At 43.1% G+C, this 18,784-nt stretch carries 16 protein-coding genes and 1 pseudogene; 10 read left to right on the forward strand and 7 right to left on the reverse strand.

What is annotated here, in order from left to right; translation table 11 throughout:
* A partial coding sequence (locus F9K23_05120) for an AAA family ATPase (protein ID KAB2917343.1) occupies positions 1–784 on the reverse strand: 784 nt, incomplete at its 3' end.
* Between the two features lie 417 nt (positions 785–1,201).
* Positions 1,202–1,597: a hypothetical protein gene (locus F9K23_05125; protein ID KAB2917138.1), complete on the reverse strand. Its 396-nt coding sequence runs from the start codon at positions 1,595–1,597 to the stop codon at positions 1,202–1,204.
* Positions 1,598–1,997: 400 nt separating this feature from the next.
* Between F9K23_05125 and kbl the strand changes: the two genes are divergently transcribed.
* Both kbl and F9K23_05135 read left to right on the forward strand, forming a co-directional pair.
* A complete protein-coding gene (kbl, locus tag F9K23_05130) occupies positions 1,998–3,197 on the forward strand; it encodes a glycine C-acetyltransferase (protein ID KAB2917139.1) in 1,200 nt (399 codons plus the stop codon).
* 186 nt (positions 3,198–3,383) lie between these two features.
* Positions 3,384–4,094, forward strand: coding sequence for a 2-phosphosulfolactate phosphatase (locus F9K23_05135; protein ID KAB2917140.1), 711 nt, complete (start codon positions 3,384–3,386; stop codon positions 4,092–4,094).
* 461 nt (positions 4,095–4,555) lie between these two features.
* Here F9K23_05135 and F9K23_05140 read toward each other — a convergent pair whose 3' ends face one another.
* Positions 4,556–5,719, reverse strand: coding sequence for an NAD(P)/FAD-dependent oxidoreductase (locus F9K23_05140; GenBank protein KAB2917141.1), 1,164 nt, complete (start codon positions 5,717–5,719; stop codon positions 4,556–4,558).
* Positions 5,720–5,925: 206 nt separating this feature from the next.
* On the opposite strand from F9K23_05140, the gene F9K23_05145 reads away from it, so the two are divergent.
* The 3 genes from F9K23_05145 (at position 5,926) to F9K23_05155 (ending at position 8,965) form a co-directional block, all read left to right on the forward strand.
* Positions 5,926–7,206 (forward strand): HlyC/CorC family transporter, encoded by a 1,281-nt coding sequence (locus tag F9K23_05145; protein ID KAB2917142.1) that lies wholly within the window; start codon positions 5,926–5,928, stop codon positions 7,204–7,206.
* Positions 7,207–7,250: 44 nt separating this feature from the next.
* A protein-coding gene (locus tag F9K23_05150) for a peptide chain release factor 2 (protein KAB2917143.1) occupies positions 7,251–8,340 on the forward strand; the annotation gives its coding sequence in 2 pieces (ribosomal slippage) (positions 7,251–7,310 and positions 7,312–8,340; 1,089 coding nt in all).
* Between the two features lie 139 nt (positions 8,341–8,479).
* Positions 8,480–8,965: a hypothetical protein gene (locus tag F9K23_05155; protein KAB2917144.1), complete on the forward strand. Its 486-nt coding sequence runs from the start codon at positions 8,480–8,482 to the stop codon at positions 8,963–8,965.
* Between the two features lie 81 nt (positions 8,966–9,046).
* On the opposite strand, the gene F9K23_05160 is transcribed toward F9K23_05155, so the two are convergent.
* Positions 9,047–9,412 (reverse strand): VOC family protein, encoded by a 366-nt coding sequence (locus F9K23_05160; GenBank protein KAB2917145.1) that lies wholly within the window; start codon positions 9,410–9,412, stop codon positions 9,047–9,049.
* Between the two features lie 167 nt (positions 9,413–9,579).
* On the opposite strand from F9K23_05160, the gene F9K23_05165 reads away from it, so the two are divergent.
* From F9K23_05165 to F9K23_05175, 3 genes and pseudogenes are all read left to right on the forward strand, one after another.
* Positions 9,580–11,040 carry a hypothetical protein gene (locus F9K23_05165; protein ID KAB2917146.1) on the forward strand — a complete coding sequence of 487 codons (1,461 nt, stop codon included), beginning with the start codon at positions 9,580–9,582 and terminating at the stop codon, positions 11,038–11,040.
* A gap of 276 nt (positions 11,041–11,316) precedes the next feature.
* Positions 11,317–13,020, forward strand: coding sequence for a DUF1800 domain-containing protein (locus F9K23_05170; GenBank protein KAB2917147.1), 1,704 nt, complete (start codon positions 11,317–11,319; stop codon positions 13,018–13,020).
* Positions 13,021–13,044: 24 nt separating this feature from the next.
* Positions 13,045–14,322, forward strand: a pseudogene (locus tag F9K23_05175) (DUF1501 domain-containing protein).
* Between the two features lie 433 nt (positions 14,323–14,755).
* Here the strand turns inward: F9K23_05175 and F9K23_05180 are convergent.
* The 3 genes from F9K23_05180 to F9K23_05190 form a co-directional block, all read right to left on the reverse strand.
* Positions 14,756–15,427 carry a hypothetical protein gene (locus tag F9K23_05180; GenBank protein KAB2917148.1) on the reverse strand — a complete coding sequence of 224 codons (672 nt, stop codon included), beginning with the start codon at positions 15,425–15,427 and terminating at the stop codon, positions 14,756–14,758.
* A gap of 73 nt (positions 15,428–15,500) precedes the next feature.
* Complete coding sequence (locus F9K23_05185; protein KAB2917149.1) at positions 15,501–16,736, reverse strand: NADP-dependent isocitrate dehydrogenase; 1,236 nt, start codon at positions 16,734–16,736, stop codon at positions 15,501–15,503.
* 84 nt (positions 16,737–16,820) lie between these two features.
* Positions 16,821–17,384 carry a hypothetical protein gene (locus F9K23_05190; protein KAB2917150.1) on the reverse strand — a complete coding sequence of 188 codons (564 nt, stop codon included), beginning with the start codon at positions 17,382–17,384 and terminating at the stop codon, positions 16,821–16,823.
* A gap of 154 nt (positions 17,385–17,538) precedes the next feature.
* Between F9K23_05190 and F9K23_05195 the strand changes: the two genes are divergently transcribed.
* Both F9K23_05195 and F9K23_05200 read left to right on the forward strand, forming a co-directional pair.
* Positions 17,539–18,018: a DUF255 domain-containing protein gene (locus F9K23_05195; protein KAB2917151.1), complete on the forward strand. Its 480-nt coding sequence runs from the start codon at positions 17,539–17,541 to the stop codon at positions 18,016–18,018.
* Between the two features lie 75 nt (positions 18,019–18,093).
* On the forward strand, positions 18,094–18,708 hold the full coding sequence (locus tag F9K23_05200) for an acyltransferase (protein ID KAB2917152.1): 615 nt from the start codon (positions 18,094–18,096) through the stop codon (positions 18,706–18,708).
* Positions 18,709–18,784 lie beyond the last annotated feature (76 nt).

Below are 18,784 nucleotides of genomic sequence, written 5' to 3' on the forward strand. Positions count from 1 at the left end.
ATATGATACAAGGTGCTTTTTCTTTGGCTTGGCGGAACAAATCGCGTACCCTTGAGGCACCCACACCCACAAACATTTCTACGAAATCAGAACCTGAAAGTGAGAAGAAAGGCACGTTGGCTTCACCTGCTACGGCTTTTGCCAACAAGGTTTTACCTGTACCGGGTGAGCCTACCAATAAAGCTCCTTTGGGGATTTTACCTCCCAATTTGGTGTATTTCTGAGGATTTTTAAGGAAATCTACAATTTCCATTACCTCTACTTTAGCTTCTTCAAGACCTGCAACATCGTTAAACGTTACATTCACTTGGGTGTCTTTATCAAACAGCTGAGCTTTTGACTTACCAATATTGAATATCTGTGAGCCGGGACCACCACCAGCACCACCCATGCGGCGCATAAAGTACAGGAATATTACTACGATAATAAGTATAGGCCCGAAAACGCTAAGGAAATCCCACAACAAGTTACGGCGGGTTTCTGCCTCAGGGTATACCTTTTCGGCATCAGAGAAACCTGTTTGTGTTTTATCCAAGTCGGCCTTAAAGGCTTCGTAGTTGGATATTTCCATTTGAAAATGGGCACGGTCTTCACCAAACAACCCTCCGGTTGATTTTAGTTTCTCTTTGTATTTTTCGTTTTTAAGCGCGTCTTCGGTAAGGTATATCTCTGCTATTTTCTCATTCACAACCACAATACGCTTAATATCATGGCTTTTCAGCATCTCAAACACCTCTTTAGGGTTGGTTTGTTTGGGGCTGTTGTAGCCGGGATAGAACAGCATTACTAATAGCAACGAAGCTACGATGGCGTAAATCCAGTACAGGTTGAAGCGGGGACCGCCACCGGGACCTACAGGAGGTTTTGGGGTTTTTGGCAGTTTATTGAATGGATTTGTGTTGCGATTTTTATTGCCCTCAGTTTTTTCAGGGCGTTTCACGTTTTCGTTATCCTGCATTATCGTTTTTATGACTTGTTAACGGTAGCTTTTGAGAAATGTTCGGATGTTTCTAAAAGCTCCAAAATTATCTAATATAATCCGGTTTAAAAAAATCAAACTTACAAAGCCCGATACACAAAAACCAATCCACGTGGCAGTATGTACCGATAAAAAGTGAAATTAAGCGGATGAAACGTTGCAATGGTTTGCCATTTGCTGCCATTGTTAAAAAAATCTGCAACTTTGGCAGTGTTTAATTATCTACCTGTTTTTGCGTAAACGTAAAAAGCCGGCTACTAATCCCGCAAATACCAATATTGGCAGCAAGTAGTTGAACAGCGGGCGAATAAAGGGTACGCGGCTTTCGTAGCGTATCATTGCCTTCTCTTCGGGCGCTATGGATGCCTGCATAGCATCAAACTCCTGTACAAAGTTTTCTTTATCGGTAAGCGGGGGTAATAAATACCATTTACCGGTTGGGTACTCTTTGCTGTTTTTGATGGTAAACTCAACGTCTTTATCGTTTATTATCACTACCCTATCCACTTGCTTGTTTTTAAGGAGTATAAAAAACTTGTCTACCCCTAACTTTTCAGGAGGTTTTGAACACGAAGTAAAAACCAATAACAAGGTAAAAAGGACAGAAAGGTATTTCATCGGGGGGCGAAGATAGGGTAAAGCCTTGTAGCAGTTTTGACAAAACTATCGACAGGTATAAAACCTATCGCTTTGGAATTATACAGCGCGGCAGGGTTTTAAACCCTGCCGCGCTGAACAACCTTCGCAGAACAGGAATTTATTTCCTGTTCAACTAAACGACAGGTTAAAACCTATCGCTTTTGTAATTACCTCCCCGCGGAGGACTTAAGTCCTCCGCGGGGAGGTAATTGTAATAGAACCGGATTTTAATCCGACTGAAAGCATTTCGCTTATGAGGGGCATCTTTCAGCGTTTTCGAGCTTCCTACAAAACAATCTTCAATATTTCCCCTCAAACCATTATACATTCCTTAAAAACAATAATTTTGTGCGCAATCATTAACAAGTAAAAAACGGCTATGTACGATACCTTAAAACCCATATTGGAGCAAGAACTGCAAAACATTAAAGATAACGGGCTTTATAAAAAAGAGCGCATTATTATTTCGCCACAAGGAGCTGATATTAAGCTAAACACCGGGCAAGAGGTAATAAACTTTTGTGCCAACAACTACTTGGGACTTTCTTCTCATCCAAAGGTAGTTGCTGCTGCTAAGCAGTATATTGATTCGCACGGGTACGGTATGTCGTCGGTACGTTTTATCTGCGGTACACAAGACATTCACAAAGAACTTGAGCAAAAGATTGCTAAGTTTTTGGGTACTGAAGACACCATTTTGTACGTAGCGGCTTTTGATGCCAACGGAGGTGTGTTTGAACCTTTGTTTAATGAGGAAGATGCTATTATCAGCGATGAATTGAACCACGCCAGTATCATTGACGGGGTGCGTTTGTGCAAGGCTCAACGTTTCCGCTACAAAAACAATGATATGGCCGACCTTGAAGCTAAACTGATTGAAGCACAAGGTGCGCGCAACCGTATTATTGTTACTGACGGTGTGTTTAGTATGGACGGTACTATTGCCCAGTTGGATAAAATTTGCGACTTGGCTGATAAATACAAAGCCCTTGTGATGATTGATGAATCACACGCAAGTGGTTTTGTGGGTAAAACCGGTCGCGGTACGCACGAGTACTGCAATGTGATGGGTCGTGTAGATATTATTACCGGAACGCTGGGCAAAGCACTTGGTGGTGCATCAGGCGGTTTCACCTCAGGTAAAAAAGAAATTATTGAGATGTTGCGTCAGCGTTCTCGTCCTTATTTGTTTTCTAACACACTTGCTCCCTCTATTACAGGTGCCAGTATTGCCGTGTTGGATATGTTGAGCGAGACTACTGAGCTACGCGATAAACTGGAAGAAAACACCAAATACTTCCGCGAAGAAATGACCAAAGCAGGGTTTGATATTAAACCCGGCGTGCACCCTATTGTGCCCATCATGCTATACGATGCGGTAGTGGCTCAACAAATGGCCGATAAGTTGCTTGCAGAAGGTATTTATGTGATTGGTTTCTTTTACCCTGTGGTAGCTAAAGGGTTGGCGCGTATCCGTGTGCAAATTTCAGCAGGACACGACCGTCATCACCTTGAGAAAGCCGTAGCTGCCTTTACCAAGGTAGGCCGCGAATTGGGTGTATTGAAGGCAACCGCGTAAGCAAAATATCTCCTTGAAGCCATGGGGTTAAAACCCCATACTGATACAATTACTGTTAGAAAGAAGACTTAAGTCTTCTTTCTAACAGTAATCACAAAAGCAACAGGTTTTAACCTGTTATTGTAAATGCTGTTTAAATGTAACCCATACCCTCCTGATAACTGATAACCACTAACCAATACCCTTTTGAAACCAACTGCCGAAGTCATTCTTTCGCCCGCTTTAGTGCCTTACTACGATTTACAGGGCAAAGTAGTAGTGGTAATTGATATACTGCGCGCTACTACTACCATGTGTTATGCGTTTATGAACGGTGCGGAGCGGATTATACCCATTGAAAGTATTGAGGAGGCTAAAACGTATTTAGGCAAAGATTATGTGGTGGCAGCGGAACGTGAGGGATTGGTAGCTGAAGGGTTTACACTGGGTAATTCGCCGGAAAGCTTTACCCCCGAGATTGTGAACGGAAAAACCGTGGTATTAACCACCACTAACGGCACTTATACCCTGCACCAGTGCAAGGCTGCTGATAAAATTGTTACGGGTGCATTTACCAACATAAGCGCGTTGTGTAATTGGCTGGTAGGCTGGAATCAGCCCGTTGTTTTGGCTTGTGCAGGCTGGAAGAATAAATTTAATCTTGAAGATACGGTGTTTGCAGGGGCGGTATTACATACCATCCGCGAGCATTTTAATCTTGAAAGTGACAGCTGCGTAGCTGCATTGAACTTGTTTTTAACAGCATCGCAAAACCTTGAGGGATATATGCGCCACAGCAACCATGCCCAACGTTTTGAAAAGCTGGGAATTGATGATTTACCCACTTGCCTTAAACTGGATGTAACGGATATTGTACCGTTTTATAGTGAGGGGGTGTTAGTGCCGTTGAAAGTTTAGTTTTGATCAAACAAAACTTCTATTTTATTTTCCTTTTGAGGGGCAAAAGGAAACAAAACCCTTCGTCCTGTTAGGCGTTTTGTCAGCACACAAACAGCACCGTTATAAAATTTGCTGTTGCTTGGTAATTTTTAAACAGACAAAGTTCTCCACCCATTATTAGCTCTTAAAAATTACGCTATGCAACCGGCGCACAAACCTACGCTCAATTTTATAACTGCACACGCTTTACAGGACGTTATGCTGAGGCGAAAGCATAGAGGGCATTTGAGAAATATTCTTTTAAAACAAGGAAGCAGGGTTGGGGAAAGACAAAACAGGTCTTAGCAGCGGAGGGTTAGTTTGTGCGGTTGGGCAAGTTGTTTTGTCGGAGGTTGAGGGTTCCGTAGTTTTATAGAAAATTTCTCACAGCCTGCCTTTTTTTGGTTCTTTTTTGGGCAAGCAAAAAAGAACAAATTAAACTAAAACCTCTTCAATACCGCCTTCTTTACCCAAGAAAGACCTGCAAAACGGGCAGCTGCATTTACAATCCAAGGTTGTTTGTTTAGCAGGCGCATTAAGCGGTAGTTACGGCGCAGTTCTGCACCGTATTTTGCGTACACGGTATCATCGTACCCTTTTATAAATTCTACTGAAAAATTATTGTTCGTAAAGCATTCTGTGGCTTTTTGCGCAGCAAACATTCCGCTATATACGGCTTTATCAATGCCGTGGCCTTGTAAAGGGTCAATCAACGATGCCGCATCTCCTGCCAGCATATACCCCTCCCCGCTAATAGGGGCATTTTTACCACCTATGGGCAGACCAAATCCTTTTACTTCACCGGTTTGTATAGCGTTTGTAAACATTGGTGCTACGGCAGACTCGTTGGCAATTATACTATCCATCACCTCGCGCAGTTTAATATTGTGCTTGGCCGCTTCGCTGGCTACAATGCCAAACCCTACATTAAACGTATTGTTTCCGAGCGGGAACACCCAAAAATAGCCGGGCAGGTAGTTATTAAACAGGTAAAATTTATTGGTCAGGTTATCGCTGATAATCCCTGTGTAGTAGGCTGCAACAGCAGTGCAATAACGCTCGCGGTTGATGGGACTGTTATCAAGATACTTTGCTAATACTGAATTAGCACCGTCGCACCCGATAACAAAACGGGCTTGGATGTTCTCATCACTGTTCCGTTTTTTCAGCAACCACAAGTTGTTTTCTTTGGTTATCTGCCCCACTTCAAACCCTTCAAAAACTTCGGTAGCCGTATGTTTTTTTACTTGTGAGAACAGGAAACCGTCAAAATCCAACCGCGGTGAGTTGTAGGCTTCTGCTTTCCATTCAATATCAATTACCTTGTTATTAGGGGCAACAATCTGGCAATATTTAATAGACTGCTTCAGTGTTAGCTGTTGCAGTTCTTCATTAAAATCGGGGATAATTTGTCGCAGTGCTTTAAGTGTCGGGCCGGGTATGGCATCGCCGCAGGTTTTGTGGCGAGGGAAACCTGCCTTATCTATCAGGGCAACTTTTAAACCACTGTTTTTCAGCGTCAATGCTGCACTGCTACCCGCAGGGCCTGCCCCCAATATTGCTATGTCAAACAAATTTGCCAACGCACAAACATACAATTGCAAGCACTTCTAATAAAAGCTACTTCACACATAAAAATCAGAAAATTTATTTTCATACTGCCGCCAAGGGTTAAAACCCCTCGCTTTTGCAATTACAACAAGGAGTAGGACTTAAGTCCTACTCCTTGTTGTAATTTTGATAAATATGGTTTCACCCGTATTTAAAAAAAATACCGTTACTTTGTGCTTAGTCACCCTTACACCCCTGCATGGACTATTATAGTAGTTGGCTTATAATACTTATCACCGTTGCCCTTTCGGCCTTCTTTTCAGGAATAGAAATAGCTTTTATCACTGCAAGCAAACTGCGCATTGAGTTAAAAAGCAAACAAGGCTCTTTTATAGCCCGCATTCTTTCGGTGTATGTTAAAGAACCTTCACGGTTTATCAGTACTACACTGGTAGGCAACAACATTGTGCTGGTTATTTACGGTATTTTTATGGGTGCTGTTTTAGAAGGTGCCATCCGCGGAATTTTACCTGTAAGCTACCAAAACGAAGCTGTGATACTGCTGGTACAAACCTTTATTTCTACCGCTTTTGTATTGGTATTCGGTGAGTTCTTGCCCAAAATACTTTTTCGCTCTAACCCCGACCAAATGTTGTTTGGTTTTGCCTTGCTGTTTCAAGGGTTTTACTATCTGTTCATTCCCGTTTCAAGGTTGGTAGAGTGGATTTCGGTAAACATCATTGCCCTTGTAACCCGTGTACGCCCGCAAAAACAAAAAAGCTACGCTTTTACACGACTAGACCTTGACCACTACATTACCGAGAGTGCTAATATGGATTTGGAAGAGGACGCCGATATTGATGCGGAAATGTTTAAAAACGCCCTCGACTTTGATAAGCTAAAGGCAAGGGATTGCATGGTGCCTCGCACCGAAGTGGTGGCTATTGAGTTAGAAGAACCGATTGACGAACTGTATAAACTTTTTTTAGAGAGCGGCCATAGCAAAATACTGGTGTACAAAGACAGTATTGATAACATTATCGGCTATGTGCATCAGGTGGATATGTTTAAACATCCTAAACAGATAAAGAACATACTTATCCCGATTATCATGGTTACTGAATCGGCACCGGCCAACGAGTTGCTGAAAAAATTTACTGCCGAACGTAAAAGTATCGCACTGATACTGGATGAATTTGGAGGCACAGCAGGGATTGTTACTCTTGAGGATGTGATTGAAGAGATTATTGGGGATATTGACGATGAACACGATGTGGAGGAGTTGCTTGAAAAAGAATTGGGCAACGGTGAGTATGAATTTTCAGCAAGGTTGGAAGTGGATTATCTGAACGAAAACTATACGCTTGAGATACCCGAAGGGGATTATGACACCTTGGGCGGGTTTATTATCTCGCACCACGAAGACATACCCGACGCAGGTGAAACCCTTACTATTGAGCATTTTGAAATTACCATTCTGAAAAAAGAAGGTGCCCGCATTGATGAGGTACGGTTAAAAGTATTAGAGCAAGAGGAGTAAGTCAAAATGCCTTTTGGTTAAAAATTCGCTACCTTTGCAGCGTTATGACAACCGACCAATATAAAGATTTAAAGGGCCGTGTAGAGGCCTTGAGGAGGTATCTTTGACGTTGATGCCAAGCTTAAATTAATTGCAGAAGAAGAAGAAGTAAGTCACCGTCCCGAATTTTGGGACGACCCCAAAAAAGCCGAACAACATCTTAAAGCCATAAAAACCAAAAAGGTTTGGACGGATGCTTTTGCCGCTGTGCAACAAAAACTTGACGACATGACCGTTTTGTTTGAGTTTGCCCAAGCAGGCGAGGCAGGGGATGACGAGCTTGACCCCCAATACAAAATTACACTTGATGCCGTTGAAGACCTTGAGTTTAGGAATATGCTAAGCGGAGAGGAAGACCAGTTGAGCGCCATTGTGAACATAAATGCAGGTGCCGGCGGAACTGAGAGCCAAGACTGGGCCGAGATGCTGATGCGTATGTATATTATGTGGGGCGAGAAAAACGGCTACAAAGTAACCGAGCTTGATTATCAAGCGGGGGAAGGTGCTGGTATAAAATCATGCTCATTACAAATTGATGGAGAATTTGCCTACGGTTATCTAAAGGGCGAGAACGGTGTACACCGTTTGGTGCGCATATCGCCGTATGATGCCAACGCACGTCGCCACACATCGTTTTCATCAGTATATGTGTACCCGGTGGTGGATGACAGTATAGAAATTGAGATTAACCCTGCCGATTTGGAAGTTACCACAGCCCGCTCAGGCGGTGCAGGCGGCCAGAACGTGAACAAGGTTGAAACCAAGGTAATGATGAAGCACATACCCTCGGGCATTGTGGTTGTTTGTCAGGTAGAGCGCAGCCAAAGCGCCAACCGCGAACGCGCATTGCAAATGCTGCGTTCACAATTATACGAGGTAGAAATTCGCAAACGCAACGAGGCAAAAGCCGCCGTTGAAGCCGGTAAGAAAAAAATTGAGTGGGGCTCGCAAATACGCAGTTATGTATTGCACCCATACAAACTGGTGAAGGATGTGCGAACCGATTATGAAACCAGCAACGCACAAGGGGTGCTTGACGGCGACCTTGACGGTTTTATAAAAGCCTACCTAATGGAGTTTGGCAGCAAAAAATAATGTTATTTTGCGTTGCAAACCTATGCATCGCATTTATAAACCACTGTTTCTGTGCAGCTTGATAGTCCTTTGCAAGGCACTATCGGCGCAACCTTTTAAGCGCGGCAACTTTGCTCTTGGCTAGGCACACCAAACCCAATTGCTCGGAAAAAGCACCGCGTTTGAAAATATCTACGGCATAAATGCCTCCTACTTTTTAACAGACAGATGGTCGATGGAGTACAGCATCTCGTACGTGGTAGACCCATTTGGACCTAATTATTTTAAGCTGTATGGTGGTGGGGCTGTAGCAGGCTTTGGTGCTATATATGCTTCTAACAACAACTTTGATGACGGCTATTGGGCACTGCTACTTCTTACGGCAGTAATTCCTGAAGGGGTAAGTTACCATATCCCCATCAACGACAATGTGGCGATAAGCCCCTATGTAAATTTACTTACAGTTGATTTATCAAGTACCTATTGGCGCATGAGTAACACCTTGGGTGCACGCGTTAATTTGGTTGTAAAAGATAAACTGAACCTTGCGCCCTTTGCCTACACCACTGTTCAATACAGAGGCAACTCAGTAGGCGGCAGTGTGGGTGGTTTTGGTGTGGGAGCTATGGCTCGCTGGGTGTTTTAGAACTTTACCCCAACATTTTCACAATACAATAATCCTTTAGATAAAGCCCTCACTTGAAATCAAGTGAGGGTTTTATAGGAATTAACCCATTGAGTGAAAAGCCACACGGTTACCTTCGGTATCCATAAATATGGCCATGTGTCCGTTTTCGCCAATAGATGTTTTTGGCATAAGTACTTTACCTCCTGCTGTTTCTACACGGTTTAAGGGAGTATTAAGATCATCACCGCCATTCAGGTACACCAAAGCACCTTCAGCGTTTGGTTTATTACCGTCGCCGTGAGTGATACAACCGCCAACACCTTGTTGGTCGCTCGGAAAAAATGCCATTTTAATACCTTGCATATCCATTTCTTGCATCTCGGTATTAAATACTTTGCCGTAAAAATCTTTTGCGCGCTCGAAATTGTTGGTGGGTAGTTCGAACCAGTTAATTGCGTTTGCCATAGTTTTTTTGTTTTAAAATTAGTTGTTTGATTTTGATGAAGCAAAGGTATTTGCCCGATAAATTGAATACTGTTAAAAAAAGTAAAAAACGTATATTTCAAAACTAACTATAAAACGTATATATAATTGATAAACAATATATTATTATTGAATTTTATATGTTTTAAATGGCTAAACATCAAGAGCTTTTTACCCTAATAAAGTCATTAAGTCGTAATGAAAAACGTTACTTTAAGCTGTATTGCGGCAGCATGGGCGATGGCAGCAATTACCTACGGCTGTTTAATTCAATTGACAAACAAGCACAATACAATGGCGCTTCGCTAAAAAGGGAGTTTGCAGGTGAAACATTTGCTAAACAGCTTCACACAACAAAAAACTACTTGCGGGTATTGATTCTTAAAAGTCTTCGAGATTTTCATGCAGGTATCTCTAAAAATGCAGAGTTGAAAGATTTATTGCGAAACGTTGAAATACTGTTTAATAAAGAGTTGTTCGACCTTTGCAAGAGTGAACTTTCTCGTGCTGAAAAACTGGCCGCTGAATATGAACTGAATGCCGGAATGTTTGAAGTACTGGAGTGGAAGCGCAGGATTGAGCAGCAGGCACACCCCAATAGTTTTGAACTGTTTGAAAGCACTTTGGTAAGACAACAACAGGCTATTGAGGCACTTTTTACAACAAACCGGTATTGGCAGCTTACCAACAACTTAACGGCGCGACTTTCGGCCGGAAAAACTCCCGATAGTCCTTATGACAATCTGCTGAACGATGCCTCCAATGCCCGAACCATTGAAGAAAAGGTGCTCCATTATAATTCGCTTTACTTTAAGCACCTCGTCGCAGGTAAACCATCCGACGCTGAAGCTTCGCTATTTACGTTGTTGGCTTTACTCGAAGAAAACCCCAAACACCTGCAACACAATATGAGTTTATACGCCTCATCGGCCAATAACCTTATTAGTTTTCTTGTGTTTATGAAAAAGTATGACGCTGCATTGCAACTAATAGCCCGTGCAAAGGCCAACTACCAACAATGGAAACTGGTGAGCGAGAACAAAACCTTGTTGAAGCAACTGCTGCGTACCTATAATATTGAGCTTGAAATATACCGCGATGGTAAAAACTACACCGCTCAAAAAGATTACCTTGAGAATATAGATGCCTTTATTATAGAAAACGAAGGCAAAATGCCGCCTGAATATTTGTTGTCGTTCAGCTTTCAATTGGCCTATATAAATTTTATGCGCAAAGATTACAGCCGGGCATTGTATTGGGTGAACAGGGTGTTGAACAATCGGTTTGAAGGGCAACGCTCGGATTTGCAAATACAAGTTCGCCTGCTAAATCTGATGATTCATTTTGAGCAGCAAAACATATTTGTATTACGCCACTTTGTTGATAGCACCAAACGGTATGTGAACAAAGTAGCCGTAATACAACCGCACGAACTGACATTGTTAAAATTCTTTTCTAAAATCGGGCAGGCATTCCCCAATCAGTACAAAGCCCTGTTTGCCGATTTGTATTCACAATTGTTTCCTGCAAATACCGATGCAGAAACACCTTCAACAGTGCTGGAGTTTATTGATTATAAAACTTGGATTGAAGAAAAGACAGCTTCTTGATTTAAGCAAAAGCCACCCCTCTGCGCATCGGGGGCTAATGATGACAGAGGGGCCTAAGGAAAAAGCTCTTAACCTAACCTACCTTAGTATTTCTAACCAATTTAAGAAGGCTTTTGCTTCATTCTTGCAAATGATACCTCTATGACCATTGAAAGAAAACACTTGTTGCATCGGCAAAATAATTTGACAAAAAAAATTCTATCTTGCTTGTAAACCTTTCACAAACTTTCCAGTCAAAAAAAACAAAACCACCCCAAGGGGTAAAACCTATCACCTATGAACAGACGGGATTTTTTAACCAAACACATAAAAACAGCTACAACTGCGCTGGCGGTGGATGGTAACCAGCCGGGTAAAAAGCCAGAGGAAATGTACCAAAACCAAACGCTACCAACCGACCTTGAGTTAGCAGCCACCGGTGTAAGTACGTTTACCGGAACTTGGACACCGGCACTGGCAGCCCATTTATTGCGCCGTGCAGGTTTTGGGTTTAATAAACAAATGCTGGATGCTGCGGTAACTGCCGGTATGAATGCCACGGTTGATGCCCTGCTGAATGTGAACACCACTCCCCCCTCTCCCCCGCTTAATAATTATAGTACTGCACAAAACAACGACCCCAATGTGCCTTTGGGGCAAACGTGGGTAACTGCCGCACCTGACCCGAATTTCAATTTCCAGCGTGAACAATCGTTGCGCTCATGGTGGACGGGGTTGATGCTGCAGGACGGAACAGTGCGGGAAAAAATGACCTTGTTTTGGCACAACCACTTTGCAACTGAGCTGAATATTTACGGCGATGCCCATTATGGCTATAAGCATCTTGCCTTGTTGCGCAGTTTTGCTACGGGAAACTTTAAAGATTTTGTGAAGGCAGTAACTACCGACCCTGCTATGTTGCGTTACCTGAACGGAAACGTAAATACAAAAACTGCCCCCGATGAAAACTACGCCCGCGAATTGCAGGAGCTGTTTACACTGGGTAAAGGACCCGATAGTAAGTACACCGAGGCTGATGTGAAAGCCGCTGCCCGCGTGCTTACCGGATGGCGAGACAGCCGCACCAGTATAAACTCGTTTTTTGATAATACCCGCCACGATACCGGAAACAAACAGTTCTCATCGTTTTATAATAACAAAACCATTACGGGTAAAACGGGAGCAGCCGGAGCGCAAGAAACCGACGAACTGATTGAAATGATTTTTGAGCACAACGAGGTGGCTCGTTTCATTTGCCGTAAGCTGTACAAGTTTTTTGTGTACTATGTGATTGACCAAGACATTGAAAACAATGTGATTATCCCGATGGCTACTGAATTTGTGGCTAATAATTGGGAAATAAAACCTGTATTGGCATTGCTGTTTAAGAGCGAACACTTTTATGATGCCTACAACCACGGATGCGTGATAAAACCACCCACGGATTTTAACATAGGCTTGCTACGCCAATTTAATGTAAGCATTCCCGCACCTGATGTGCCCACAGAGTACCAATTTTTAAACTACCTGTGGGGAGTGAATGCTTTGATGCAGCAAAGTCCGCTTGACCCACCTAACGTTGCAGGTTGGCCCGCTTACTATCAAGAGCCGCAATACCATGAGTTATGGATAAACAGCGACACCCTGCCCAAGCGTAACCAAATAAGCGATTTGATGGTGCTGCTGGGCTACAAACGCAACGGCCATACATTGATAATTGATTCAATTGCCTTTGCCGACCAGTTTACCGACGCTGCCGACCCTAATAAACTGATTGATAACACCCTGCTAATGCTGTTTAGCATAGGGATATCGCAAACACAGAAAGATTTTCTGAAATCGATACTGCTTTCGGGGCAATCGTCAGACCACTATTGGAGCGACGTTTGGAATACCTATAAATCTACTCCCGGTGACACCAATAATACCAACATGGTGAAAACCCGCCTGCAAACTATGTTTAAGTACCTGATGAATTTGGCCGAGTACCAGTTATCATAACCCACTTTAATACGCATTATCATTATGAAAAGAAGGGATTTTATAAAAACTACCGCCCCTGCTGCACTTGCACCCTTTGTGGTGAACGGGTTGCCGATGAAGGCTTTTGGAGCTTCGCCCCTATTGAGCCTGATGGCACAAAGCAGCAGTCTTAACGGACGGGTGCTGGTACTTATACAACTGAACGGCGGTAACGACGGTTTGAATACTGTGATACCGCTTGACCAATATAGCAACCTATCAAATGCCAGAGCCAACGTATTGATACCCGATAACAAAGTATTGAAACTTAGCGGCCACGCTGCTACAGGGTTTCACCCGGCTATGGCAGGACTACGCACGATGTTTGATAACGGCTTGATGAGTGTAGTGCAGGATGTGGGCTACCCCAATCCCAACTTTTCTCATTTCCGTGCCACTGATATCTGGCTCACAGGTTCAGAAAGTAACCAATATTTAGATAGCGGCTGGCTGGGACGTTTCTTAGACGGACAATATCCCGGTTTCCCTGATAACTATCCGAGTGTTGATATGCCCGACCCATTGGCACTGCAAATAGGCTCGGTGGTTTCACCCGGTTTCCAAGGGCCTGATGTAAGTATGGGAATGGCCATCAGCAACCCCGATAGCTTTTACCAACTGATAACAGGCACTACCGACCCTGCACCCAACACACCTGCAGGCCATGAGCTAACCTATGTACGGTTGGTTAATCAACAAACCCAAAAATACTCTACAGCCATAAAAGCTGCCGCCGATTTGGCAACCAATAAATCAACTCTTTACCCAAGCAACAACAGCCTTGCCGACCAATTAAAGATTGTGGCGCGGTTGGTTGCGGGCGGGCTAAAAACACCCGTGTACATGACCAGTATAGGAGGGTTTGACACACACTCAGCCCAAGTGAGTACCACAGGCGGTAACGAAACAGGGTTTCATGCCAACTTGTTGAAACAAGTATCTGAGGCCATTTTTGCCTTTCAGGATGATTTGAAATTGCTGGGCGTTGATGATAAGGTAGCCGGTATGACTTTTAGTGAATTTGGCCGCCGTATTAAGTCAAACGCCAGTTTGGGTACCGACCACGGTGCTGCTGCGCCTTTGCTGGTATTTGGCAAAGGAGTGAACCCCGGTATTGTGGGCAACAACCCCACTATTCCGGCCAGTGTATCGGTAAACGATAATGTGCCGATGCAAAACGATTTTCGTAGTGTTTATACCAGCGTGCTAGCTGATTGGTTCGAAATCAGCGCCGCGGACATAAATGCTGCTATGCTGCAAACGTTTCCCATATTGCCCATCTTCAAAAAATCGGGCAGTAACAGTGTACAAACCGCAGCACTATTCTCGGGTGGCTTAAAACTAAGCCAAAACTATCCTAACCCCGCCGTTACCGAAACTGAAATTGAGTTTTTTACGGAAGGGGGAGCCGCTTTGTTGAAACTATATGACAACATGGGGCGCGAGGTGAGCACGATAGCCGAGGGTACTTACGGGTATGGCAAGCACAAGGTGAGGCTGAATGTGAGCGACCTTGCACCCGGTAATTATTACTACCAACTGCGCAATGGGGGAGCGCAGCAAACCCGCCACTTGGTGGTATATCGCTAGTCTATTATTCTTTCAAATAATAGCGAGTTTATTGATTGAGGTTGTCGTACTAAGCCGCGGCAGCCTCTTTTCATTTTTACTGTTTAAGGGAGAGTTTGATTTAACCTTAAAGTGTATTGGTTGATTAACCCTTTGATGCCAACTCTTGTTGCAGTGTAGATACTTGTGCGGGCAATTCCTTTTCCATTTCGTGTACAATATTCAGCAACGCTTCGCTTTGCAGTAAATCCAGTTCAGGCTGAGCTGCCCGCTGCAATATGCGGTTGATAGAATATAAGAAGCTCTCGTCTTTAACGTAATACTGCATATACTGCGATTCCAGAAAACCATTCCAAAAATTGCTGAAACGGCCTTTGCCTTCTTTGCCGCTGTGCGCCAAAAACTCAATAACAGTATCAAGCTGCACATTTTGTAATGATGCGTAAAACTCATCCAGCTTTTGGGGGTGATGTTGTATCAGCACTCTATCCAGCAACACTTCAAACAAAATATGGCTTAGAAACCACAAACGTTGGTTATGCCGCGGAAAGTTATGCAGCGCAAACAACTCATCAAGGCGGGATGTTTGGTGCTTAAAAAATGTTGAATTGTGAAACCTTGCGTCGGTATGATAATGCTGTTGGCTGCCCTTGTTCAACTGGTGAAGCGTAGGGTGCACGTCGCTGTCAAAATCAAGGTGGATATTGATGCGTTTAGCTCCATCGGCCACCCTTGCAAAATCAGGCATCAGCAACCCTGCATTGTAATAATGATTTTCGGGCTGGTGGTCAAAAAAGTAATGGGCGAAGTAGTTCAATGAAGAGGGGCTTTTAGCAATTAGCTTCCGGCCTTTAGCAAACAGCTAAAGGCCAAAAGCAAATAGCTGTTAATTATGCAGTAGCCGTAAGTTTTTTGCGCAAGTTGGTATCCAACAAGCTCAAAAAGTCTTCGGTGTACATGTAGTGTTCAGGTTTGGTATCGTTACCGTAAATGCACATTGCCAAATCTTTGGTCATGTGGCCGGCTTCAACAGTTTCAACACACACTTCTTCAAGGGCATGGCAGAATTTCACCAACGCATCGTTACCATCCAACTGGCCACGGAACTCAAGGCCGCGTGTCCATGCAAAAATGCTTGCAATGGGGTTAGTACTGGTTTTGTTTCCTTTTTGGTGTTCGCGGTAGTGACGGGTAACTGTACCGTGTGCAGCTTCAGCTTCCATTGTTTTACCATCAGGGGTAACAAGGGTACTGGTCATCAAACCTAGTGAACCGAAACCTTGGGCAACAGTATCGCTTTGCACGTCACCGTCGTAGTTTTTACAAGCCCATACAAAGTTACCGTTCCATTTAAGTGCACTGGCTACCATGTCATCAATCAAACGATGCTCATAAGTAATGCCTGCAGCCTTAAATTTATCTTTATACTCTGCTTGGTATATCTCTTCAAAAATATCTTTAAAACGGCCGTCGTATTTCTTTAAGATGGTGTTTTTGGTGCTAAGGTATAAAGGCCATCCTTTGCGCAACGCTTGTCCGAAACAAGCGTGGGCAAACCCGCGTATTGATTCGTCGGTATTATACATAGCAAGGGCTACACCGTCTCCTTTGAAATTATATACCTCAAAACTTTGAGGGGCGCTTCCGTCTTCGGGTGTAAAAGTTAGGGTAAGCTTACCTTTACCCTTAGTAACCAAATCCGTAGCACGGTATTGGTCGCCAAAACCATGACGGCCAACGCAAATAGGGGCAGTCCAATTGGGCACCAAACGAGGTACGTTTTGGCACACGATAGGCTCGCGGAAAATAGTACCGTCCAAAATATTACGGATAGTACCGTTTGGCGATTTCCACATTTGCTTCAAGTTAAACTCTTTCACACGCTCCTCATCAGGGGTAATGGTAGCGCATTTAATACCCACATGGTGCTCTAATATAGCATGGGCTGCATCAACGGTTACTTGGTCGTTGGTAGCATCACGGTGCTCAATGCCCAAATCGTAGTACTTAATATCCACGTCGATATAAGGAAGTATCAGTTTGTCTTTGATAAACTTCCATATAATGCGGGTCATTTCATCGCCATCCATCTCCACCACGGGGTTGGCCACCTTTATTTTTTCCATGCTGTTTATATTTTTTACTTGGTTAAAAAATCTGTTTCGTAATTCCTATGCAAACTTATAAGAATAAGCTGTTATATCAAACGTTCAGGGCATTTCTTCGGTTAGTTGTTCATTCTTAAAGGGTATCCGCTTACCGTCTTTTTTTGCAACAATCCAAGCGTCCTTAAAGCCCATTTCGCGCACGTCTTTTAAAAACGTTCTAGCCATGTCCAGTTCTCTAAATCTTCCCAAGGTCATCTTAGCATACCCTTCGTCCTCTACCCCTCTTAAATCGGCCAGATTTTTTTTGTATTTCGCTAAATCAAAATTTTTAAAAGCACCAATTTGAACTTCGTAAAATACACCTGTAACTGTATTACTGTTTTCTAACAAAAGTTCGTTTGCTTTTACCAAACTATCATTTGCCTTTTTTAAACTATCAAATGCAACTGTGTTATGTAATTGTTTTACTTGAACAGAATCTACCCCTGCCCCAATTGTGATTTTTTTGAGTGCCGGAAACCTGTCTTGCAAAAACGGAAAATACAATACCGCCCCTACTACAGCCACCACAAATAAAAAAAGAGCAAACCGCCCCACTATACTTGGCTCTTTATCGCCTTTGGGGTGTTCTATTTCTCCTTCTATTTCAAATTTTTGCAGGTCCATGGGCAACGATTTTCAAACCTACGGTGTTTTGCCTTTAAAAACCAACCTCCGCTCTCCACCGTTTTGGCTTGCATTGTTGAAAACCAATGCAGTATATTGCTAAGCAGTACACACTTTTATTGTGGAATAGTTTTTGGAGGTATTACATAGATTAATGAAAAACACGATTAAAATAGTTGCCTTATTTGTAATGGCTGCATCAGCGGTTTCCTTTAATTTTAAAGAGGAGCCAATGGAAGAATTGAAGTGGAATACTTGGAATACAGGTTACCCTTTGATACGCAGCAAGGATAAAATAGGCTTAATAGATGTGTATACTGATTGGTGCGGTTGGTGCAAAAGAATGGACAAAGACACCTATGCTAAAAAGGAAATCATAGACAAGATTAACAAAGATTTTGTGCCTATTAAGTTTAACCCTGAAGCTCAAGGTGTTTATTACATCGATAGTACTGCATACAGTGGCCCGCAGCTTTACGCTATGTTATCAAATAACAGCCCATCGGGTTACCCTACTACGTACTTCTTAATCCCTAAGGATGACGTTACATACATCCAAATTGTGGCGGGTTACCACAATGCTGAAGGTTTCAGTAAAATTTTGGATCAAATAAAATCAGGCGCTACAAAATAATTTCGGTAGCCTCCCCCTCTATATAAACTTTTTATTGAGATTGGTTTTTCGGCATTGTGCCCTTAAATTAGCACTGTGTCGTTAGCTAGTAAAATCAAAAGCAATGCAAAACTTAAAAAGTTTGTGCATTGGATGCTTATTCCTACCAACCAGGCAAGACCTCGTTTGTGGGTACAATGGCTTGTAAATCCTTTTTATCATAAAAAGGGTAAGGGTGCCCGTATATGCCGATATGTGCGTATGGATGTACTACCCTTTAACCATTTTGAAATTGGCGAATACAGCACCATTGAAGATTTTAGTGTGGTAAACAACGGCGTAGGGCCGGTGAGTATAGGCAGCAATACGCGCATTGGTTTGGGTAATGTGCTGATTGGCCCTGTGAAGGTAGGCAGTCAGGTTATTTTAGCCCAAAATGTGGTATTAAGCGGCCTAAATCATGGATATGAAGACATCAATACACCCATACGCCTGCAAAAAGTAACTACTGCCCAAATAACTGTTGAGGATGAAGTTTGGATTGGTGCTAATGCCGTTTTAACTGCCGGCATTACTATTGGCAAGCACAGTGTGGTAGCAGGGGGCAGCGTGGTTACTAAAGACGTGCCCCCCTATAGCGTAGTAGGCGGCAATCCCGCCCGGATATTAAAACAGTACAATCCCCAATCTAGGCAATGGGAGAGAGTATAACCGTTTTTTTCATCAGGCAGCTTTTCTAAAGCCTGAATTTTAAAATAATGTTAAGCAATTTTATGACGGGGCTGCA

The sequence above is a fragment of the Bacteroidota bacterium genome, from assembly GCA_008933805.1.
In the GTDB taxonomy this organism is placed as follows: Bacteria; Bacteroidota; Bacteroidia; order UBA8524; family UBA8524; genus SB11.

Bases quoted from the DNA above. Each gene is read 5' to 3' on its own strand.
- F9K23_05170 (KAB2917147.1), top strand. From the start codon at position 11,317: ATGAACAGACGGGATTTTTTAACCAAACACATAAAAACAGCTACAACT.
- F9K23_05160 (KAB2917145.1), bottom strand. From the start codon at position 9,412: ATGGCAAACGCAATTAACTGGTTCGAACTACCCACCAACAATTTCGAG.
- F9K23_05145 (KAB2917142.1), top strand. From the start codon at position 5,926: ATGGACTATTATAGTAGTTGGCTTATAATACTTATCACCGTTGCCCTT.
- F9K23_05125 (KAB2917138.1), bottom strand. From the start codon at position 1,597: ATGAAATACCTTTCTGTCCTTTTTACCTTGTTATTGGTTTTTACTTCG.
- F9K23_05185 (KAB2917149.1), bottom strand. From the start codon at position 16,736: ATGGAAAAAATAAAGGTGGCCAACCCCGTGGTGGAGATGGATGGCGAT.
- F9K23_05165 (KAB2917146.1), top strand. From the start codon at position 9,580: ATGGCTAAACATCAAGAGCTTTTTACCCTAATAAAGTCATTAAGTCGT.
- F9K23_05190 (KAB2917150.1), bottom strand. From the start codon at position 17,384: ATGGACCTGCAAAAATTTGAAATAGAAGGAGAAATAGAACACCCCAAA.
- kbl (KAB2917139.1), top strand. From the start codon at position 1,998: ATGTACGATACCTTAAAACCCATATTGGAGCAAGAACTGCAAAACATT.
- F9K23_05195 (KAB2917151.1), top strand. From the start codon at position 17,539: ATGAAAAACACGATTAAAATAGTTGCCTTATTTGTAATGGCTGCATCA.